11 protein-coding genes are annotated in these 16,258 nt (G+C 60.5%); 6 read left to right on the forward strand and 5 right to left on the reverse strand.

All coding sequences use genetic code 11. The annotated features are described in order from the left end of the window. Positions 1 to 64: 64 nt before the first annotated feature. From ACW9HW_RS02750 to mfd, 3 genes are read right to left on the reverse strand one after another with little or no spacing between them, the layout of a single operon-like run. Positions 65 to 2,758, reverse strand: a complete 2,694-nt coding sequence (locus ACW9HW_RS02750) for a DEAD/DEAH box helicase (RefSeq protein ID WP_095196999.1) — start codon at positions 2,756 to 2,758, stop codon at positions 65 to 67. A 10-nt stretch (positions 2,759 to 2,768) separates the two neighbouring features. Next, positions 2,769 to 3,335, reverse strand: a complete 567-nt coding sequence (locus ACW9HW_RS02755; protein WP_095196998.1) for a CsiV family protein — start codon at positions 3,333 to 3,335, stop codon at positions 2,769 to 2,771. A gap of 10 nt (positions 3,336 to 3,345) precedes the next feature. Continuing rightward, positions 3,346 to 6,795 (reverse strand): transcription-repair coupling factor, encoded by a 3,450-nt coding sequence (mfd, locus tag ACW9HW_RS02760; RefSeq protein WP_095196997.1) that lies wholly within the window; start codon positions 6,793 to 6,795, stop codon positions 3,346 to 3,348. 362 nt (positions 6,796 to 7,157) lie between these two features. Here mfd and ACW9HW_RS02765 point away from each other — a divergent pair, with 362 nt between their 5' ends. From ACW9HW_RS02765 to sthA, 3 genes are all read left to right on the forward strand, one after another. Continuing rightward, complete coding sequence (locus tag ACW9HW_RS02765; protein WP_095196996.1) at positions 7,158 to 8,621, forward strand: glyceraldehyde-3-phosphate dehydrogenase; 1,464 nt, start codon at positions 7,158 to 7,160, stop codon at positions 8,619 to 8,621. A gap of 272 nt (positions 8,622 to 8,893) precedes the next feature. Further along, positions 8,894 to 9,922, forward strand: coding sequence for an FAD:protein FMN transferase (locus tag ACW9HW_RS02770; RefSeq protein WP_457398147.1), 1,029 nt, complete (start codon positions 8,894 to 8,896; stop codon positions 9,920 to 9,922). Positions 9,923 to 10,128: 206 nt separating this feature from the next. Then, positions 10,129 to 11,523, forward strand: coding sequence for a Si-specific NAD(P)(+) transhydrogenase (gene sthA, locus ACW9HW_RS02775; RefSeq protein WP_095196994.1), 1,395 nt, complete (start codon positions 10,129 to 10,131; stop codon positions 11,521 to 11,523). A gap of 42 nt (positions 11,524 to 11,565) precedes the next feature. Here the strand turns inward: sthA and ACW9HW_RS02780 are convergent, their stop codons facing one another. Beyond that, positions 11,566 to 12,288, reverse strand: coding sequence for a glycerophosphodiester phosphodiesterase (locus tag ACW9HW_RS02780; protein ID WP_095196993.1), 723 nt, complete (start codon positions 12,286 to 12,288; stop codon positions 11,566 to 11,568). A gap of 14 nt (positions 12,289 to 12,302) precedes the next feature. After that, the gene (locus tag ACW9HW_RS02785) at positions 12,303 to 12,884 is read right to left on the reverse strand and encodes a PilZ domain-containing protein (protein WP_095196992.1); all 582 of its coding nucleotides are present in this window, start codon (positions 12,882 to 12,884) and stop codon (positions 12,303 to 12,305) included. 94 nt (positions 12,885 to 12,978) lie between these two features. On the opposite strand from ACW9HW_RS02785, the gene ACW9HW_RS02790 reads away from it, so the two are divergent. From ACW9HW_RS02790 to ACW9HW_RS02800, 3 genes are all read left to right on the forward strand, one after another. Continuing rightward, the gene (locus tag ACW9HW_RS02790) at positions 12,979 to 14,229 is read left to right on the forward strand and encodes a lipoprotein-releasing ABC transporter permease subunit (RefSeq protein ID WP_457398152.1); all 1,251 of its coding nucleotides are present in this window, start codon (positions 12,979 to 12,981) and stop codon (positions 14,227 to 14,229) included. A 7-nt stretch (positions 14,230 to 14,236) separates the two neighbouring features. Then, the gene (lolD, locus tag ACW9HW_RS02795) at positions 14,237 to 14,920 is read left to right on the forward strand and encodes a lipoprotein-releasing ABC transporter ATP-binding protein LolD (RefSeq protein WP_457398155.1); all 684 of its coding nucleotides are present in this window, start codon (positions 14,237 to 14,239) and stop codon (positions 14,918 to 14,920) included. Between the two features lie 63 nt (positions 14,921 to 14,983). Continuing rightward, positions 14,984 to 16,228, forward strand: a complete 1,245-nt coding sequence (locus tag ACW9HW_RS02800) for a lipoprotein-releasing ABC transporter permease subunit (RefSeq protein ID WP_095196989.1) — start codon at positions 14,984 to 14,986, stop codon at positions 16,226 to 16,228. Positions 16,229 to 16,258: the final 30 nt, after the last annotated feature.

Consider the following 16,258-nt stretch of genomic DNA (forward strand, 5'->3'; position numbering starts at 1 on the left):
GAACGCTGATCAGCCTGTGGGAGCGAGCCTGCTCGCGAAAGCGATCTATCAGGCGAAGCCAATTTCAGCGCTTCTCCAGCTTGTCCGGCAAAGGCGCAAACAACGCCTCGATATCATCGCTCTGCAGTTTCCAGTCCCCGGCCTGGCGCCCATCCAGCACACCGGCCGCGAGGTCGGATTTTTCTTTCTGCAGATGCTGAATCTTCTCTTCCACCGTACCTCGCGCGATCAGCTTGTAGACGAACACCGGTTTTTCCTGGCCAATGCGATAAGCGCGGTCGGTCGCCTGGTTCTCTGTCGCCGGGTTCCACCACGGGTCGTAGTGAATGACAGTGTCTGCTTCCGTCAGGTTCAAGCCGACGCCACCTGCCTTCAGGCTGATCAGAAAGATCTGACGTTTGCCGCTTTGGAAGTCCTTCACCGGCGTGCGCCGATCGCGGGTCTGTCCGGTCAACAAGGCGTAGGCAACACCGCGTTTGTTCAGCTCGTCTTCAATCAACGACAGCATTGAAGTGAATTGCGAGAACAGCAGGATTCGGCGGCCCTCTTCGAACAACTCTTCGAGCATTTCCATCAGGCTGTCGAGTTTGCCTGACGTGCTACCGCGAGTCGGCAGCGCAGCGTCGTTGACCAGGCGCAAATCGCAGCACACCTGACGCAGTTTCAGCAGCGCCTCAAGGATGATGATCTGGCTGCGCGCGACGCCCTTGCGGGTGATCTCGTCGCGGACTTTCTTGTCCATGGCCAGGCGCATGGTTTCGTATACATCGCGCTGGGCCTCGTTGAGTTCGACCCAGTGAATGATCTCGGTTTTCGGCGGCAGCTCGGTGGCCACCTGCTCTTTGGTCCGACGCAACAGAAAAGGTTTGATCCGACCGTTGAGGTGCTGAAGTCGTACCTCGCTGGTGCGCTTTTCAATCGGCACGCGGTAATCGCGGTTGAAGCTCTTCACATCGCCAAGCCAGCCTGGCAGGAGGAAGTGAAACAGCGACCACAGTTCGCCCAAGTGGTTTTCCAGCGGCGTGCCGCTCAGGCACAGACGCTGGCGGGCGTTCAGCTCGCGGGCGGCATGGGCGGCCTTGCTGTTCGGGTTCTTGATGTATTGCGCTTCATCCAGTACCAGGACATGCAGCGGCTGCGCCGCCAGGCGTTCGACATCCTTGGGCAGCAACGCGTAGGTGGTCAGGATCAGGTCGTAATCCGCCAGGTTCTCGAAATGCTTTTTGCGACTGGCGCCATACAACGCCAGCACTTTGAGCTGCGGCGTGAAGTGCGCTGCTTCATCGAGCCAGTTGGGGATCAGGCTGGTGGGCATCACGACCATGCACGGGCGGTCGAGACGTCCGGCGTTTTTCTCGCTGAGCACGTGCGCCAGGGTTTGCAGGGTTTTACCCAGGCCCATGTCGTCCGCGAGAATCCCGCCGACCTCCAGCTGCCGCAACGACTGCATCCAGCTCAGGCCTTCCAGCTGATAGGGGCGCAGCGTTGCGTTCAAGCCTTCCGGGACACTGGCGGTGTAATCCTTGATGTCGCGCAGGCGTTGGGCAAAGGTGCGGATCTGTTCGCCGCCCTCCCACAACAGTGGTAAGTCCTCCAGCGGATTCAGGCGCGTGGCGTCGGCCTTGCTCAGGCGCAGCGTGGTTTCGCCCGGCTCTTGCAGATAGAACTCGCCGAGGGTCGCCAGCACTGGTTTCAAGCGGCCGAAGGGCAGGGCGACTTGCAGGGGGCCGTACTCGGAATTCGGTCGATTGGGAATGTTCACCAGAATCAGCTCGTCGTCACGACGTCGGGCCAGGCGTTCCGGATTGAGGATTTCGGTGTGTGACCGCATCAGGTTCAGCAGGATCGGCAACAGGCTCAGGCGCTCACCGTTGACGATGATCCCCAGTTCCAGATCGAACCAGTCGCGCTCGGGCGCCTGTTCGACTGTGGCATACCAGTCATCCACTGCCGTCAGGTCGAAGCCGAAGTCCTCGTTGATCTGCAATTCCCAGCCCTGGGTGCGCAGCTTCGGCAGTTCATTGAGGGTGAAGGTCAGCCAGGCGCTGTCGTTGACCATCTCGAACAGTTCGCCAGCACTTTCCGGCAAGGCCTTGCTTTGGCGGGTGGCGATCTTGAAGCCGAGGATGCGTAACTGTTCCCTGTAGGACTGTTCCACTTCCGGGTGGCGTTTTATCCGCAGCGTCTGGGTCTCCTGACGAATCAGGATGTCGGCGTTTTTCTGCCCGGATACGTACTCATCCAGATAGCTGAAGGACAACGCCGCACGGTGCTGGATATAGCGCTGCATCCGGCCATTGCGCGGTTCGAAGGCACTGAACTCGATGCTCGCCAGCCACAGGCGCGGAACCGGTTGCACGTTGTCCACCAGCACTTGTGGTGGAGCCTTGGGGCTACGGTTTTCCAGCACAGCCTGGAGTTTTTCCAGAAGCTCGGCGTCTTTGGCCGCCGCGGGGTAGTCGAGGGTTTCCTGCACTTGCAGCAAGACCGCCGCGCAATGTTTGCAGTTGCTGTGGACCGGGCACGTGCAGGTGGCGTCGATCATCAGCAAAGTGCCTTTGGCTGACTCCCGCAAGCGAATGGTCTGACGGTAAACGTTACCGCCAGAGCCTTCGCAGGCCGCAATGATCGTAGCGTCGCCGGCCTCGACGATCCTGACGCGGTTCTCCAGCGCGTAGCGGCGGCCACGCTCCAGGCTCTGTTCCTTGAATCGGCTGACCCAGGAAGGTGCCAGGGGTTTGCTCAGGGTCGCGGCCATAGGGAGTTAGTCAGTCCGGAATTTCTTCGGGAGCTGGCCGTGGCGCAGGGGCGGTCAACGAGGTGATCTTGATCAGCAGGCCAAGATGGCCGGCATCGAGGAAGTTCAACTGCCCGTTTTTGGTATGGCTTTCTGTTTTCAAGCGTTCACTGGCGGTGACCAGGCCGTCGGTGTTGATCTGGTTGACCCAGAAGTCGGCGTCGACATCGGTGAAACGCCCCAGCTTGATGCTCAGAGTGCCCTCGATAGGGAATTGGCCGAATTGTTCCTTGCCCTCGCTGATCGCGACTTTGGTGGCTTCCTCGCCAAGGTTCTGTTGCCAGGCCTTGTGCAGCAATACCGTGTATTCATTGCTGGTGGTCAGCTTTTCCACTTCATCGTTAAGGCTTGGGGTGCGCAGGCTGTCGGGATTGATGTGTTGGGCGCCGGCGTCCCAGTCTTCCGGTGCGGAACGGGTGACAATCGCCGGCACGGCATTCTGCCGCACCAGAATCATTTCAATCTGATACAGATCATCGGCAAACACCGAGGGGGCGACCAGCGTTAACAACAGGGTCAGTGAGCGAAACAGGCGCATGCGGCGTCCTTCAAGCAGTTTTCGGAATGAGGCGCTCAAACAGCGCCTCTACAGTATTAAAGCGCTCTTCCGGGCGCTCCATCGGGACCATGAATTTGAACATCGTGGCACCTTCGAATTTGTAGCGTTTTGGCTGGCTCTGGATCAGTTTGATCAGGGTCAGCGGGTCGACCGGTGTTTGCGCCGCGAACTCGACCCGACCGCCTTGTGGGCCGCCGTCGACTTTCTTGATGCCCAACAGCTCGGCCTGCAATTTCAGGGCGGTGATGCGTATCAGGTTCTTGGTCGGCTCCGGCAGCAGGCCGAAACGGTCGATCATCTCCACCTGCAGATCCTTGAGGCCATCCTCGTCGGTGGCCGAAGCGATGCGTTTGTAGAGAATCAGGCGTGCATGAACGTCCGGCAGGTAGTCTTCGGGAATCAACGCCGGTACGCGCAAGTTGACTTCCGGACCACCGCCCAACGGTTGATCGAGGTTCGGCTGTTCACCCTTGCGGATCGACTTCACCGCACGTTCGAGCATTTCCATGTACAGCGTGAAACCGACGGCCTGGATCTGCCCGCTTTGGCCATCGCCGAGCAGTTCGCCGGCACCACGGATTTCCAGGTCGTTGGTGGCGAGGACGAAACCTGCGCCGAGGTCCTGGGTGTTGGCGATCGCTTCCAGGCGCTTTTCCGCGTCCGGGGTGATTTGCTGGCGCGGCGGTGTCAGCAGATACGCGTAGGCCTGGTGGTGACTGCGTCCGACCCGACCGCGCAGCTGGTGCAACTGCGCCAGGCCGAATTTGTCGGCACGCTCGATGATGATGGTGTTGGCGCTCGGCACGTCGATGCCGGTCTCGATGATGGTCGAGGCGATCAGCACGTTGAAGCGCTTGTGGTAGAAGTCGCTCATCACCTGTTCGAGTTCGCGTTCGCGCATCTGGCCGTGGCCGATGCCGATCCGCGCTTCCGGCACCAGTTCGGCGAGGTCGGCGGCGCACTTCTCGATGGTCTTCACGTCGTTGTGCAGGTAGTACACCTGGCCGCCGCGCAGCAGCTCGCGAAGCAGGGCTTCCTTGACCGTACTCTTGTTCTGCTCCATGACGAAGGTCCGCACGGACAGACGACGGGCCGGCGGCGTGGCAATGATCGACAGGTCACGCATGCCCGACACCGCCATGTTCAGCGTGCGCGGAATCGGCGTGGCGGTCAGGGTGAGAATGTCGACTTCGCTGCGCAATGCCTTGAGCTGTTCTTTCTGGCGCACGCCGAAACGGTGTTCTTCGTCGATGATCACCAGACCGAGGTTTTTGATCTTCACGTCGTCCTGCAGCAGCTTGTGCGTGCCGATGACGATGTCGATCTTGCCTTCGGCAAGATCCGCGACCGCGGCGTTCACTTCCTTGGCCGACTTGAAGCGGCTCATCACTTCCACGGTCACCGGCCAGTCGGCAAAGCGGTCGCGGAAGCTGTTGTAGTGTTGTTGGGCGAGCAGGGTGGTCGGCACCAGAATCGCCACTTGGCGACCGCCATGCACGGCGATGAACGCCGCGCGCATCGCCACTTCGGTCTTGCCGAAGCCCACGTCGCCGCACACCAGGCGATCCATCGGCTTCGGAGCGAGCATGTCTTCGCGCACGGCTTCGATGGTGGTTTGCTGGTCGGGGGTTTCTTCGAACGGGAAGCCGGCACTGAAGGTGGCGTAATCGGCTTTCGGATCGGCAAAGGCATAGCCTTCGCGGGCAGCACGGCGCGCATAGATGTCGAGCAGTTCCGCTGCCACGTCGCGCACCTGTTCGGCGGCCTTGCGCTTGGCTTTCTGCCAGGTCTCGGAGCCGAGGCGGTGCAGCGGTGCCAATGCGTCGTCGCTGCCGGTGTAGCGGGCGATCAAATGCAGGTTGGCCACCGGCACGTACAGTTTGGCGCCCTCGGCGTACTCCAGGGCGAGGAACTCGGCGGCCTGATTGTCGATTTCCAGTGTCGCGAGGCCAAGGTAGCGACCGACACCGTGATCGATATGCACCACCGGTGCGCCTTCGCGCAGCTCGGTGAGGTTCTTGATGACGGCGTCGTTGTTGGCATCGGCGCGTTTCTCGCGGCGACGGCGTTGCATCACGCGCTGACCGAACAACGGGCTTTCGGCAACCAGTGCCAAGGCTGGATCATCCAGCAGCAAGCCTTCATCCAGTGGCGCAATGGTGATCGCCAGGCGCTCTTTGCCGGCGACAAAATCCGGCCAGCTATCGACGGTCTTCGGCCGCAGTTTCAGGCGTTCCAGCAGCTCCAGCAATACTTCGCGCCGGCCCGCGGATTCGGCGGTGAACAGCACGCGCCCGGGGAACTCGTCGAGGAAACCCGAGAGCGCCGCCAGTGGCTGGGTGGCCTTGGCTTCGATGGCCAGGTTCGGCAGTTCCCGCGCGGGGAAGCGCTCACGGCCGACGCCGGTTTCCACGTCCTGTTGGCTGGCCACCACACGCGGCCAGTTTTTCAGGCGTGCGAAGCAGTCTTCCACCGGCAGGAACAGCTCGGCGGGCGGCAATAAAGGACGGGAGGGATCGACGCGACGTTCTTCGTAGCGATTGCGCACGTCGTTCCAGAAGTTTTCCGCAGCCTGTTCGATACCCGGCAGCGAGAACACTTGGGTGTCTTGAGGCAGGTAATCGAACAGCGTCGAGGTTTCCTCGAAGAACAAAGGCAGGTAGTACTCGATACCGGCCGGGGTAATCCCGCTGTTCAAGTCCTGGAAGATCGGGCAGCGACGGAAGTCGACATCGAAGCGCTCGCGAAACCGCGCCTTGAAGCGAGTGACGGCTTCTTTCTCCAGCGGGAATTCCTTGGCGGGCAGCAGCTTGACCGAATCGACCTTGTCGATGGAGCGCTGGTTTTCCGGATCGAAGGTGCGCAGGGTCTCGATTTCGTCGTCGAACAGGTCGATGCGATAAGGCAACTTGCTGCCCATCGGGAACAGATCGATCAGCGAACCACGTACGGTGAATTCGCCGTGCTCGTACACGGTGTCGACATAACGATAACCGGTGGCTTCCAGCCGGGTGCGCATCTGCTCGACATCGAGCTTCTGGCCGACATCCAGCACCAGGCTGCTGCCGAGCAGGAATTTGGTCGGCGCGAGGCGGTGCAGGGCGGTGGTGATGGGCACCACCAATACGCCATGACTCAGCTCCGGCAATCGATAAAGAGCCGAGATGCGCTGGGAAATGATGTCCTGGTGCGGCGAGAACAGATCATAGGGCAGGGTTTCCCAGTCGGGGAAATGCAGCACAGGCAAATCCGGGGCGAAGAAACTCAGCTCCTGTTCCAGCCGTTCGGCACTTTGGCTGTCGGCGGTCAGCAGCAGGGTAAAGCGCTTGGCAGCGCTGGCGGCCTCGGCGATGGCCAGGCTCAGGGAAGCACCGGGCAGGTTGCCCCAATGCTGTTTACCTGCCGCGGCAGGGAGATGCGGTAGACGCAGAACGGGCACGGAAGGTTGAGCTCCAAGCGTTGCGACAAAGTCGGTAATTGTAGCGGTCTCGGGTGCCGGCTGTCAGTTGCAGATGTGTCTATTACGCGGGTGGAGCGAAATGTAGTGGTAATGACAAAATCGGGCCGTTTATTCGTGAAAATAAGCGAGTATGTAGTGGCAAAACGAAGCGGTGTTACGGATGGTTACGGACAAGGTAGCGCTGCCCCCAAAAAATTGACGATGCTGGAGGCCCCGGTTTTATTGGGCTTCAGCGGAGCGTAATTTTTTTGAACAGGAATTTGTTACGGGCGGTGCGACAAGCGCGCATTGCTACGTGAAGCACAGGGCGGCATAATGTAGCCCCTTTTTTCTGCCCCTACATGTGGAAGGTTCCCGTGACTCAGAAGCCCGACCAGTGTCTTGGTGAATGGATCGACCGTGAAGCACTCGCAGAAGCGATGATTCCGCTTATCGGTCAGCTCTACCGCAATAACAACGTGGTGAGCTCGATCTATGGCCGCAGCCTGATCAATCGTTCAGTCATTGCGATTCTCAAAGCTCACCGCTTTGCTCGTCACCGTCAGTCCGACGACAGCGAGCTGTCCGTCCACGAAACATTCCCGCTGCTCAAGGCGATGAGCGAGCTCAAGCTCGGCGCCGCTTCGGTAGACCTGGGCAAGCTGGCGGCCAAATTCAAGGCTGAAGCCAATGGCCGTACTGCCGAGCAGTTCGTCCGTGAAGAACTGGCCGACGTGGTGGGTCAGCAGAACGCTTCCGGCCGCAAAGGCACCGACGTTGTCCTCTACGGCTTCGGTCGTATCGGCCGTCTGCTGGCGCGCATCCTGATCGAGAAAACCGGTGGTGGCGACGGCCTGCGTCTGCGCGCCATTGTCGTCCGCAAGGGCGCCGAGAACGATCTGGTCAAACGCGCCAGCCTGCTGCGTCGTGACTCGGTCCATGGTCCGTTCGATGGCACCATTACCATTGATGAAGCCAACAACACCATCACCGCCAACGGCAACCTGATCCAGGTTATCTACGCCAAGAGCCCGACCGAAGTCGACTACACCCAGTACGGCATCGAAAACGCTCTGATCGTCGACAACACCGGTGTATGGCGTGATGCTGATGGCCTGGGCCAGCACCTGGCCTGCCCGGGCGCTGCCCGCGTAATCCTCACCGCACCTGGCAAGGGCGCGCTGAAGAACATCGTTCACGGCATCAACCATGGCGAAATCACCCCGGACGACAAGATCATCTCGGCGGCTTCCTGCACCACCAACGCCATCGTGCCGGTGCTCAAGGCAGTCAACGACAAGTACGGCATCGTCAACGGCCACGTCGAAACCGTTCACTCGTTCACCAACGACCAGAACCTGATCGACAACTTCCACAAGGGCAGCCGTCGTGGCCGCGCCGCGCCGCTGAACATGGTGATCACCGAGACCGGTGCCGCCACCGCAGCCGCCAAGGCACTGCCAGTGCTCAAGGGCAAGCTGACCGGCAACGCGATTCGCGTACCTACGCCGAACGTGTCGATGGCCATCCTGAACCTGAACCTGGAAAAGGCCACCACCCGCGAAGAAATCAACGAGTACCTGCGCCAGATGGCCATGCACTCGGATCTGCACAAGCAGATCGACTATGTCAGCTCGCAGGAAGTGGTTTCCACCGACTTCGTTGGCTCGCGCCACGCTGGCGTTGTGGATGCCGAGGCGACCATCACTCAAGATAACCGCGTTGTTCTGTACGTCTGGTACGACAACGAATTCGGTTACAGCTGCCAGGTGGTTCGCGTGATGGAAGACATGGCCGGTGTAAACCCGCCAGCATTCCCGCGCTAAGCCTTAGCTGCACATGAAAACGCCCCGACTTTGGTCGGGGCGTTTTTGTTTGTGCGATGGAGTCACGAGTGTGTTGTCTGGTCCGGCCTCTTCGCGAGCAGGCTCGCTCCCGCAGGGATATGTGTGCGCCGCAGGTCCCATGTGGGAGCGAGCCTGCTCGCGAAGGGGGAATCTCAGCCGGCGTGAGGGTGTCTGATACACCGCTTTCCCAGGCTCGCTCCCACCTTTCTATCGCATAATGGCCGGAATTGGCGTTGTGCCGGGGTTGTTCCATGGGAGGGGGTTCGTTGAACTGGCGGCTGTTTGGAATAGTAGCGTTGGCTGGCATCCTCTCAGGCTGCGACAACAGCGACTCCCTGGGGGCTTTCGGCGGTCCGACCATGGGCAGCACGTACTCAATCAAGTACGTACGCCACGCCGGTCTTCCCGCTCCTGCACAAGTCCAGGTCGAAGTCGAAAAAATCCTGACTGAAATCGACCGGCAAATGTCGACTTACCGCAGCGACTCCGACATCGCCCGCTTTAACCAGTTACCCGCCAACCGTTGTCAGAAAATGCCCGCGTCGATCCTCGAATTGGTCCGCGTTGGCGAGCGGTTGTCGGAACAAAGCGAAGGGGCGTTCGATTTGACCGTGGAGCCGCTGCTCAATCTCTGGGGCTTCGGCCCTCAGGCTCGCGAGGAAAAAGTCCCGACTGCCGAAGCGCTTGCCGAAGTACGGCAGCGAGTGAGTCACTCACATTTGCGTATCGATGGCGATCAGCTGTGCAAGGATGCCGCCGTCGAAGTCGATTTCAACAGCGTTGCCGCCGGTTATGCGGTCGACAGGATCGCCGCCAGGCTCGAAGCATTGGGCATTCACAATTACCTCGCCGAAGCCACCGGTGAGCTCAAGGCGGCCGGCAAGAAGCTCGATGGCTCGCCGTGGCGCATTGCCCTGGAGGCGCCTCGCGACGATCAGCAAGTGGCCGAGCGCATCGTTGCCATCGACGGTTATGGCCTGTCCACCTCCGGCGACTACCGCAATTATTTCCAGCAGGGTGGGCAGCGTTATTCCCATACCTTCGATGCCCGGATCGGTGCACCGGTCTCACACACGCTGGCCTCGGTCACGGTGATTCATCCTTCTGCGTTAATGGCCGATGGCTTATCGACGCTGTTGCTGATTCTCGGCCCGGAGCGCGGTTGGGATTACGCAGAAAAACATGATATCGGCGCATTTTTTGTGATTCGTGCCGATACAGGTTTCGTCACACGCACCAGTCACGCTTTTGCACGCCTCAGCGGCGGGGAAACCGAGTGATTGCGGTGTTAAAGCATTGAAAACTGGTGTTCTGGTGCAGGCGAAAGTAGCCTACGACGCGACCAAGGGTTAATGTGCGCGGCGTTGACGCTTCTATAGACTGTGTCCGGGTTCTGCACTGGCCCCAAATTGTTCCTTCACGCCACAGATCGGCGTGATTTAGCCGCAGGTGCCGATGGCGCCACGGCCTGTTCTGAGGAGTACGCATGGCTGTCTACAACTACGACGTGGTGGTGCTGGGTTCCGGCCCGGCGGGAGAGGGCGCGGCAATGAACGCCGCCAAAGCAGGGCGCAAGGTGGCGATGGTCGATAGCCGTCGCCAGGTCGGCGGTAACTGCACCCACCTGGGTACCATCCCGTCCAAGGCACTGCGTCACTCGGTCCGGCAGATCATGCAGTTCAACACCAACCCGATGTTCCGGGCCATTGGTGAGCCGCGCTGGTTCTCGTTTCCGGACGTGCTGAAAAGCGCTGAAAAAGTCATCTCCAAACAAGTCGCTTCGCGCACCGGTTACTACGCCCGTAACCGCGTCGACGTGTTTTTCGGCACCGGCAGCTTTGCCGACGAGCAAACCGTCGAAGTGGTCTGCGCCAATGGCGTGGTCGAAAAACTGGTGGCCAAGCACATCATCATCGCCACCGGCTCGCGTCCGTATCGTCCAGCCGACATCGATTTCCACCACCCGCGTATCTACGATAGCGACACCATCCTCAGCCTCGGCCACACCCCGCGTAAACTCATCGTTTACGGCGCCGGCGTGATCGGTTGCGAATACGCCTCGATCTTCAGCGGTCTGGGTGTATTGGTTGAATTGGTGGACAACCGTGGGCAACTGCTGAGCTTCCTCGACTCGGAAATTTCCCAGGCCCTGAGCTACCACTTCAGCAACAACAACATCACCGTTCGCCACAACGAAGACTACGACCGCGTCGAAGGCGTGGACAACGGCGTGATCCTGCATCTGAAGTCCGGCAAGAAGATCAAGGCCGACGCCCTGCTCTGGTGTAATGGCCGCACCGGCAACACTGATCAGTTGGGTCTGGAGAACATCGGCGTGAAGGTCAACAGCCGTGGCCAGATCGAAGTCGACGAGGCTTACCGCACCGGTATTCAGAATATCTACGGTGCAGGCGATGTGATCGGCTGGCCAAGTCTGGCCAGTGCCGCCCATGACCAGGGTCGTTCGGCCGCCGGCAGCATCGTCGATAACGGCAGCTGGCGCTTTGTGAATGACGTGCCGACCGGCATCTACACCATTCCGGAGATCAGCTCGATCGGCAAGAACGAGCAGGAGCTGACCCAGGCCAAAGTGCCTTATGAAGTGGGCAAGGCGTTCTTCAAGAGCATGGCGCGTGCGCAGATCGCCGGCGAGCCGCAAGGCATGCTGAAGATTCTGTTCCACCGCGAAACCCTGGAAGTACTGGGCGTGCACTGCTTCGGTTATCAGGCGTCGGAGATCGTGCACATCGGCCAGGCGATCATGAACCAGCCGGGCGAACTCAATACCCTGAAGTACTTCGTCAACACCACGTTCAACTACCCGACCATGGCCGAAGCCTATCGGGTCGCGGCATACGACGGCCTCAACCGGCTTTTTTGAGTGGCTCCGGCCGGTGGCCTGAGCCGGCCGGGGAGACCGATTTCAGCAATTCTCGAGCGTGGCAGTGGCCAAACCGGGAAAGTCTGTAATCAGGCTGTCAACGCCGAAGTCGGCGAGTCTGCGCATCAGCGCGGGCTCGTTGACTGTCCACACCGACACATGCAGCCCCTGTCGCTGTGCCTTCTGCAGGCGTTCCGGCGTGCACAGGGTCCAGTTCAGCGCCAGAATCTCGCAGCCGTAGCTTGCCGCGACCTTCAGCGGGTCGAGCCAGGCGTATTCGGCCACCAGTCCCCTGGACACATCCGGCACCAGGTCCACGGCGGCTTTCAGCACTTCGCGCGAGCTCGAGGTGATGGTCACCTTCTCCAGCAAGCCATGCCGTTGCACCATTTCACGGATGGCCAGTACGGTGGTCGCGGCGCGGGTGCGTGAAGCGCTTTTGACTTCCAGTTGCCAGTGATCGAAATCGCATTTTTCGAACAGTTCTTCCAGCGTTGGAATCGGGCAAGGCTTGATCCAGCCAGGCCCGCCCTTGCGCGCGTCGTAGGTCACCAGTTCGGCCGCGGTATGTTCCACCACCTTGCCGCGCCGGTCGGTGGTGCGCTTGAGCGTCGGGTCGTGAATGACCATCAGCTCGCCATCACTGGACAAGTGCAGGTCGAGTTCACAGCGGCGTACGCCGTGCTTGAGACATTCCTGAAAACCGGTCAGGGTATTTTCCGGTGCTTCGCCCTTGGCGCCGCGGTGGCCGTAGATGAGGGTCACGGTTCTTCCTTAAATTAATTGCCTGATTCGAGTAGTTCGCGGGCCTGGCGTCGATCCTGGGCCTGCTTCTGCAAAATATGACGGGCCAGCAATTGTCGCTGGGCATCGGTCAGGTGCTCGAACTCGGTGCCGACGTCGTAACCATCGCCCTTGCGGTCGCAATGGGTGACGCGGGCGCGCAGCAGCAGGCCCAGCGCTTGCGGCATCAGCACCAGCTTGACCGACAGGTGTGCGCCGGCGGCAATCGGGGTGGGGTGCTGAAACTCGATGCCACCCTCGGAGATGATCACCGGCTGCGGCTCGCCGATCTGCCCGAGCACGGTGAGGGCGATGACCTGGCTCAGCAAATCGATGCGCTTGTTCTGGGATTTCAGGAACGCCGAGAGGGTTCGGTCGCGCTCGCTGATCTGGCGCAACAGGTGTTGCGACTCGAATTCGCTCAGGTGCAATTCGCTGAGCACATTGAAGAGTGGGGAAGCATCCTGCAACACTTCCTGGCCTGCGGCTTCGAGAGCGGACAGGGGCCGAATTTCCAGTGCGATCGTGTCCTCGATACGGTAGTATTCGCGGCGATCTTCTTCATCTAATGTCGACATGGCGAACCCATGGTAGCGGCGGTGGTCTGAGTGTAAAGCTGGTTATCGACCCCCGCCACAAGGACGTTCCTTTTCCCTCCGAACAAGCCCCGACATGTTCAGACCTCTCTTCGTATTTATCGGCACGCGTTATACCCGTGCAAAGCGTCGCAATCATTTTGTGTCATTCATTTCCCTGACTTCGATGATCGGGCTCGCCCTTGGCGTGGTCGTGATGATCGTGGTGCTGTCGGTCATGAACGGCTTCGATCATGAGATGCGTACCCGCGTGCTGGGCATGGTGCCCCACGCGACCATCGAGGCCGGTGAGCCGATCAGCGATTGGCAGGGCCTGGCCACCAAGGTCAAGCAGAACCCGCAGGTGACGGCCGTGGCGCCGTTCACCCAGATGCAGGGGTTGCTGACCAACAACGGCAAAGTTTCCAAAGTCCTGCTCAATGCCATCGACCCGGCGCTGGAGCGCCAGGTCTCGATCATCGATCACTTCATGCAGCAGGGCCAACTCGACGACCTGAAGCCCGGCGAGTTCGGCATCGTCATCGGCGACAAGGCGGCGGCCAAGCTCGGTGCGGCTGTCGGTGACAAGCTGACATTCGTGGCACCGGAAGTCACCGTGACCCCGGCCGGGATGTTCCCGCGCATGAAGCGCTTCACCGTGGTCGGCATCTTCCATGTCGGCGCCGGCGAAATCGACGGCTACCTGGGCATCACCAATCTTCAGGATCTGGCGCGCTTGCATCGCTGGAAACCGGATCAGGTCCAGGGCATTCGCCTGAAGTTCGATGATCTGTTCCAGGCGCCGCGCACTGCGTGGAGCATCGCCCGGGAGCTGGGTGAGGATCACTACTACGCCCGCGACTGGACCCGCACCCACGGCAACCTGTATCAGGCAATCCGTATGGAAAAGGCCATGATCGGCCTGCTGTTACTGCTGATCGTCGCCGTCGCCGCCTTCAACATCATCTCCACGCTGGTGATGGTGGTGAACGACAAGAAGGGCGACATCGCGATCCTGCGCACCCTCGGCGCCACGCCGGGCACCATCATGCGTACATTCATGGTGCAGGGTACGGTCATCGGCGTGGTCGGCACGGCCATCGGCGCAGTGGTGGGGATCTTCGCCGCGCTGAATGTCAGCGCCGCGATCTCGGCGCTGGAAGGTCTGATCGGGCACAAGTTCCTCAACGCCGACGTGTACTTCATTGATTACCTGCCGTCGCAGGTGCAGAGCCAGGACGTCGTGATGGTCTGCTCCGCGGCGTTGGTCCTGAGTTTCCTCGCCACCTTGTATCCAGCCTGGCGTGCCGCGCGCACCCAGCCTGCGGAGGCGCTACGTTATGAGTGAGTCGGGCATGAGTGATAAAGCAATCTTGAGCTGCCGCAACCTGGGCAAATCCTACGAGGAAGGCCCGGAGTCGGTGGAGGTACTGGCCGGTTTGCAGCTGGAGCTGCACCCGGGTGAGCGCGTGGCGATTGTCGGCAAGTCGGGTTCGGGCAAAAGTACCTTGCTCAATTTGCTCGGCGGCCTCGATACGCCAACCAAGGGCAGCGTCTGGCTCGACGGCGAAGAACTTTCGGCACTGAGCGAAAAGAATCGCGGCCTGCTGCGTAACCGTGCCTTGGGGTTCGTGTATCAGTTCCACCACCTGTTGCCCGAGTTCACTGCACTGGAAAACGTCTGCATGCCGTTGTTGATCGGCAAGACCGCGATTCCGGAGGCTCGCAAGCGTGCTACCGCATTGCTGGAGCGAGTGGGGCTGGGGCATCGCCTGGAGCACAAGCCGGCGGAGCTGTCCGGTGGTGAACGCCAGCGCGTGGCCATCGCCCGCGCCCTGGTGAACAATCCGGGCCTGGTGATGCTCGATGAGCCGACCGGCAACCTCGACTCCCACACCGCCCAAGGCATTCAGGATTTGATGCTGGAACTGAGCACTTCGATGCGCACCGCGTTCCTGGTGGTGACCCATGACATGAACCTGGCCCGCCAGATGGATCGCGTCCTGCACCTGCAGGAAGGTTGCCTTACCCCTATCTGATTGGTCGAAACCCGACGCCTGAGAAGGCGTCGGGTCTTTTATTTTTATACGGTGCCCCAGCGAATGTTCAGACCGTTATCGATCTTTATCGGCACGCGCTATACCCGCGCCAAGCGCCGCAATCGCTTTGTTTCCTTCATCTCGATGACCTCGATGATCGGCCTCGCCCTGGGCGTACTGGCGATGATCGTGGTGCTGTCGGTGATGAACGGCTTCCAGCGCGAAATGAGTTCGCGCATCCTCGGCATGGTGCCGCACGCGACCATCGTCGGCGTCAATCCGATTGATGATTGGCAGCCGGTGGCCGCCGCCGCGATGAAGAATCCGGAAGTCACCGCGGCCGTGCCGTTCACCGAGATGGAAGGCATGCTGTCTTACAAAGGCACCATGCAGCCGATCCAGGTCAGTGGCGTCGATCCGGCGCTGGAAGGTCAGGTGTCGATCGTGGCCAAGCACATCGTCCAGGGGCGGCTGGATGCCTTGAAGCCGGGTGAGTTTGGTGTGGTGATCGGCGAAATCACGGCACGCCGCTTTCGTTTGAACGTCGGCGACAAGATCACCCTGATCGTGCCGGAAGTCAGCACGGCACCGGGCGGTATTACCCCGCGTATGCAGCGCCTGAACGTGGTCGGTGTGTTCAAGGTCGGTGCCGAACTGGACGGTTCGATGGCGTTGATCCACGTCGCCGACGCCGCGCAGATGCAGCACTGGGAGCCGAATCAGGTGCAGAGCGTGCGTCTGGCGGTAAAGGACCTGTACGCCGCGCCACAGGTGTCGAGCACCATTGCCACCGGCCTGGGCGAGGCTTACAAGGCTGACGACTGGACCCACACCCAGGGCAGCCTGTTCAGTGCGATGAAGATGGAAAAAACCATGATCGGCCTGTTGTTGCTGATGATCGTTGCCGTTGCGGCGTTCAACATCATCGCAACCCTGATCATGGTGGTGAACGACAAGGGCGCGGACATCGCGATCCTGCGCACCATTGGCGCCACGCCGCGGCAGATCATGGCGATCTTCATGGTCCAGGGCACGGTGATCGGGATTGTCGGCACGCTGATCGGTGGTGTGCTTGGCGTGATCGCAGCGCTGAACGTGAGTGAACTGGTGGGCTGGGTGGAGCGGGTCAGTGGCCAGCACATCTTCAGTTCCGATGTGTATTTCGTCAGCAACTTGCCGTCTGAATTGCAGGGTGGGGATGTGCTGTTGATCTGCTCGGCGGGGTTCATCATGAGCTTTCTGGCCACCGTTTACCCTGCCTGGCGCGCGGCGAAGATCGAGCCGGCTACTGCGTTGCGCTATTCGTAAGCCGCAAGACCGCTTTCGCGAGCAGGCTCG

It is taken from the genome of Pseudomonas sp. SDO5532_S415 (assembly GCF_054071155.1).

Bases quoted from the DNA above. Each gene is read 5' to 3' on its own strand.
- ACW9HW_RS02755 (WP_095196998.1), bottom strand. From the start codon at position 3,335: ATGCGCCTGTTTCGCTCACTGACCCTGTTGTTAACGCTGGTCGCCCCC.
- ACW9HW_RS02790 (WP_457398152.1), top strand. From the start codon at position 12,979: ATGTTCAGACCTCTCTTCGTATTTATCGGCACGCGTTATACCCGTGCA.
- sthA (WP_095196994.1), top strand. From the start codon at position 10,129: ATGGCTGTCTACAACTACGACGTGGTGGTGCTGGGTTCCGGCCCGGCG.
- ACW9HW_RS02800 (WP_095196989.1), top strand. From the start codon at position 14,984: ATGTTCAGACCGTTATCGATCTTTATCGGCACGCGCTATACCCGCGCC.
- ACW9HW_RS02785 (WP_095196992.1), bottom strand. From the start codon at position 12,884: ATGTCGACATTAGATGAAGAAGATCGCCGCGAATACTACCGTATCGAG.
- ACW9HW_RS02765 (WP_095196996.1), top strand. From the start codon at position 7,158: ATGTGGAAGGTTCCCGTGACTCAGAAGCCCGACCAGTGTCTTGGTGAA.
- lolD (WP_457398155.1), top strand. From the start codon at position 14,237: ATGAGTGATAAAGCAATCTTGAGCTGCCGCAACCTGGGCAAATCCTAC.
- ACW9HW_RS02770 (WP_457398147.1), top strand. From the start codon at position 8,894: ATGGGAGGGGGTTCGTTGAACTGGCGGCTGTTTGGAATAGTAGCGTTG.
- ACW9HW_RS02750 (WP_095196999.1), bottom strand. From the start codon at position 2,758: ATGGCCGCGACCCTGAGCAAACCCCTGGCACCTTCCTGGGTCAGCCGA.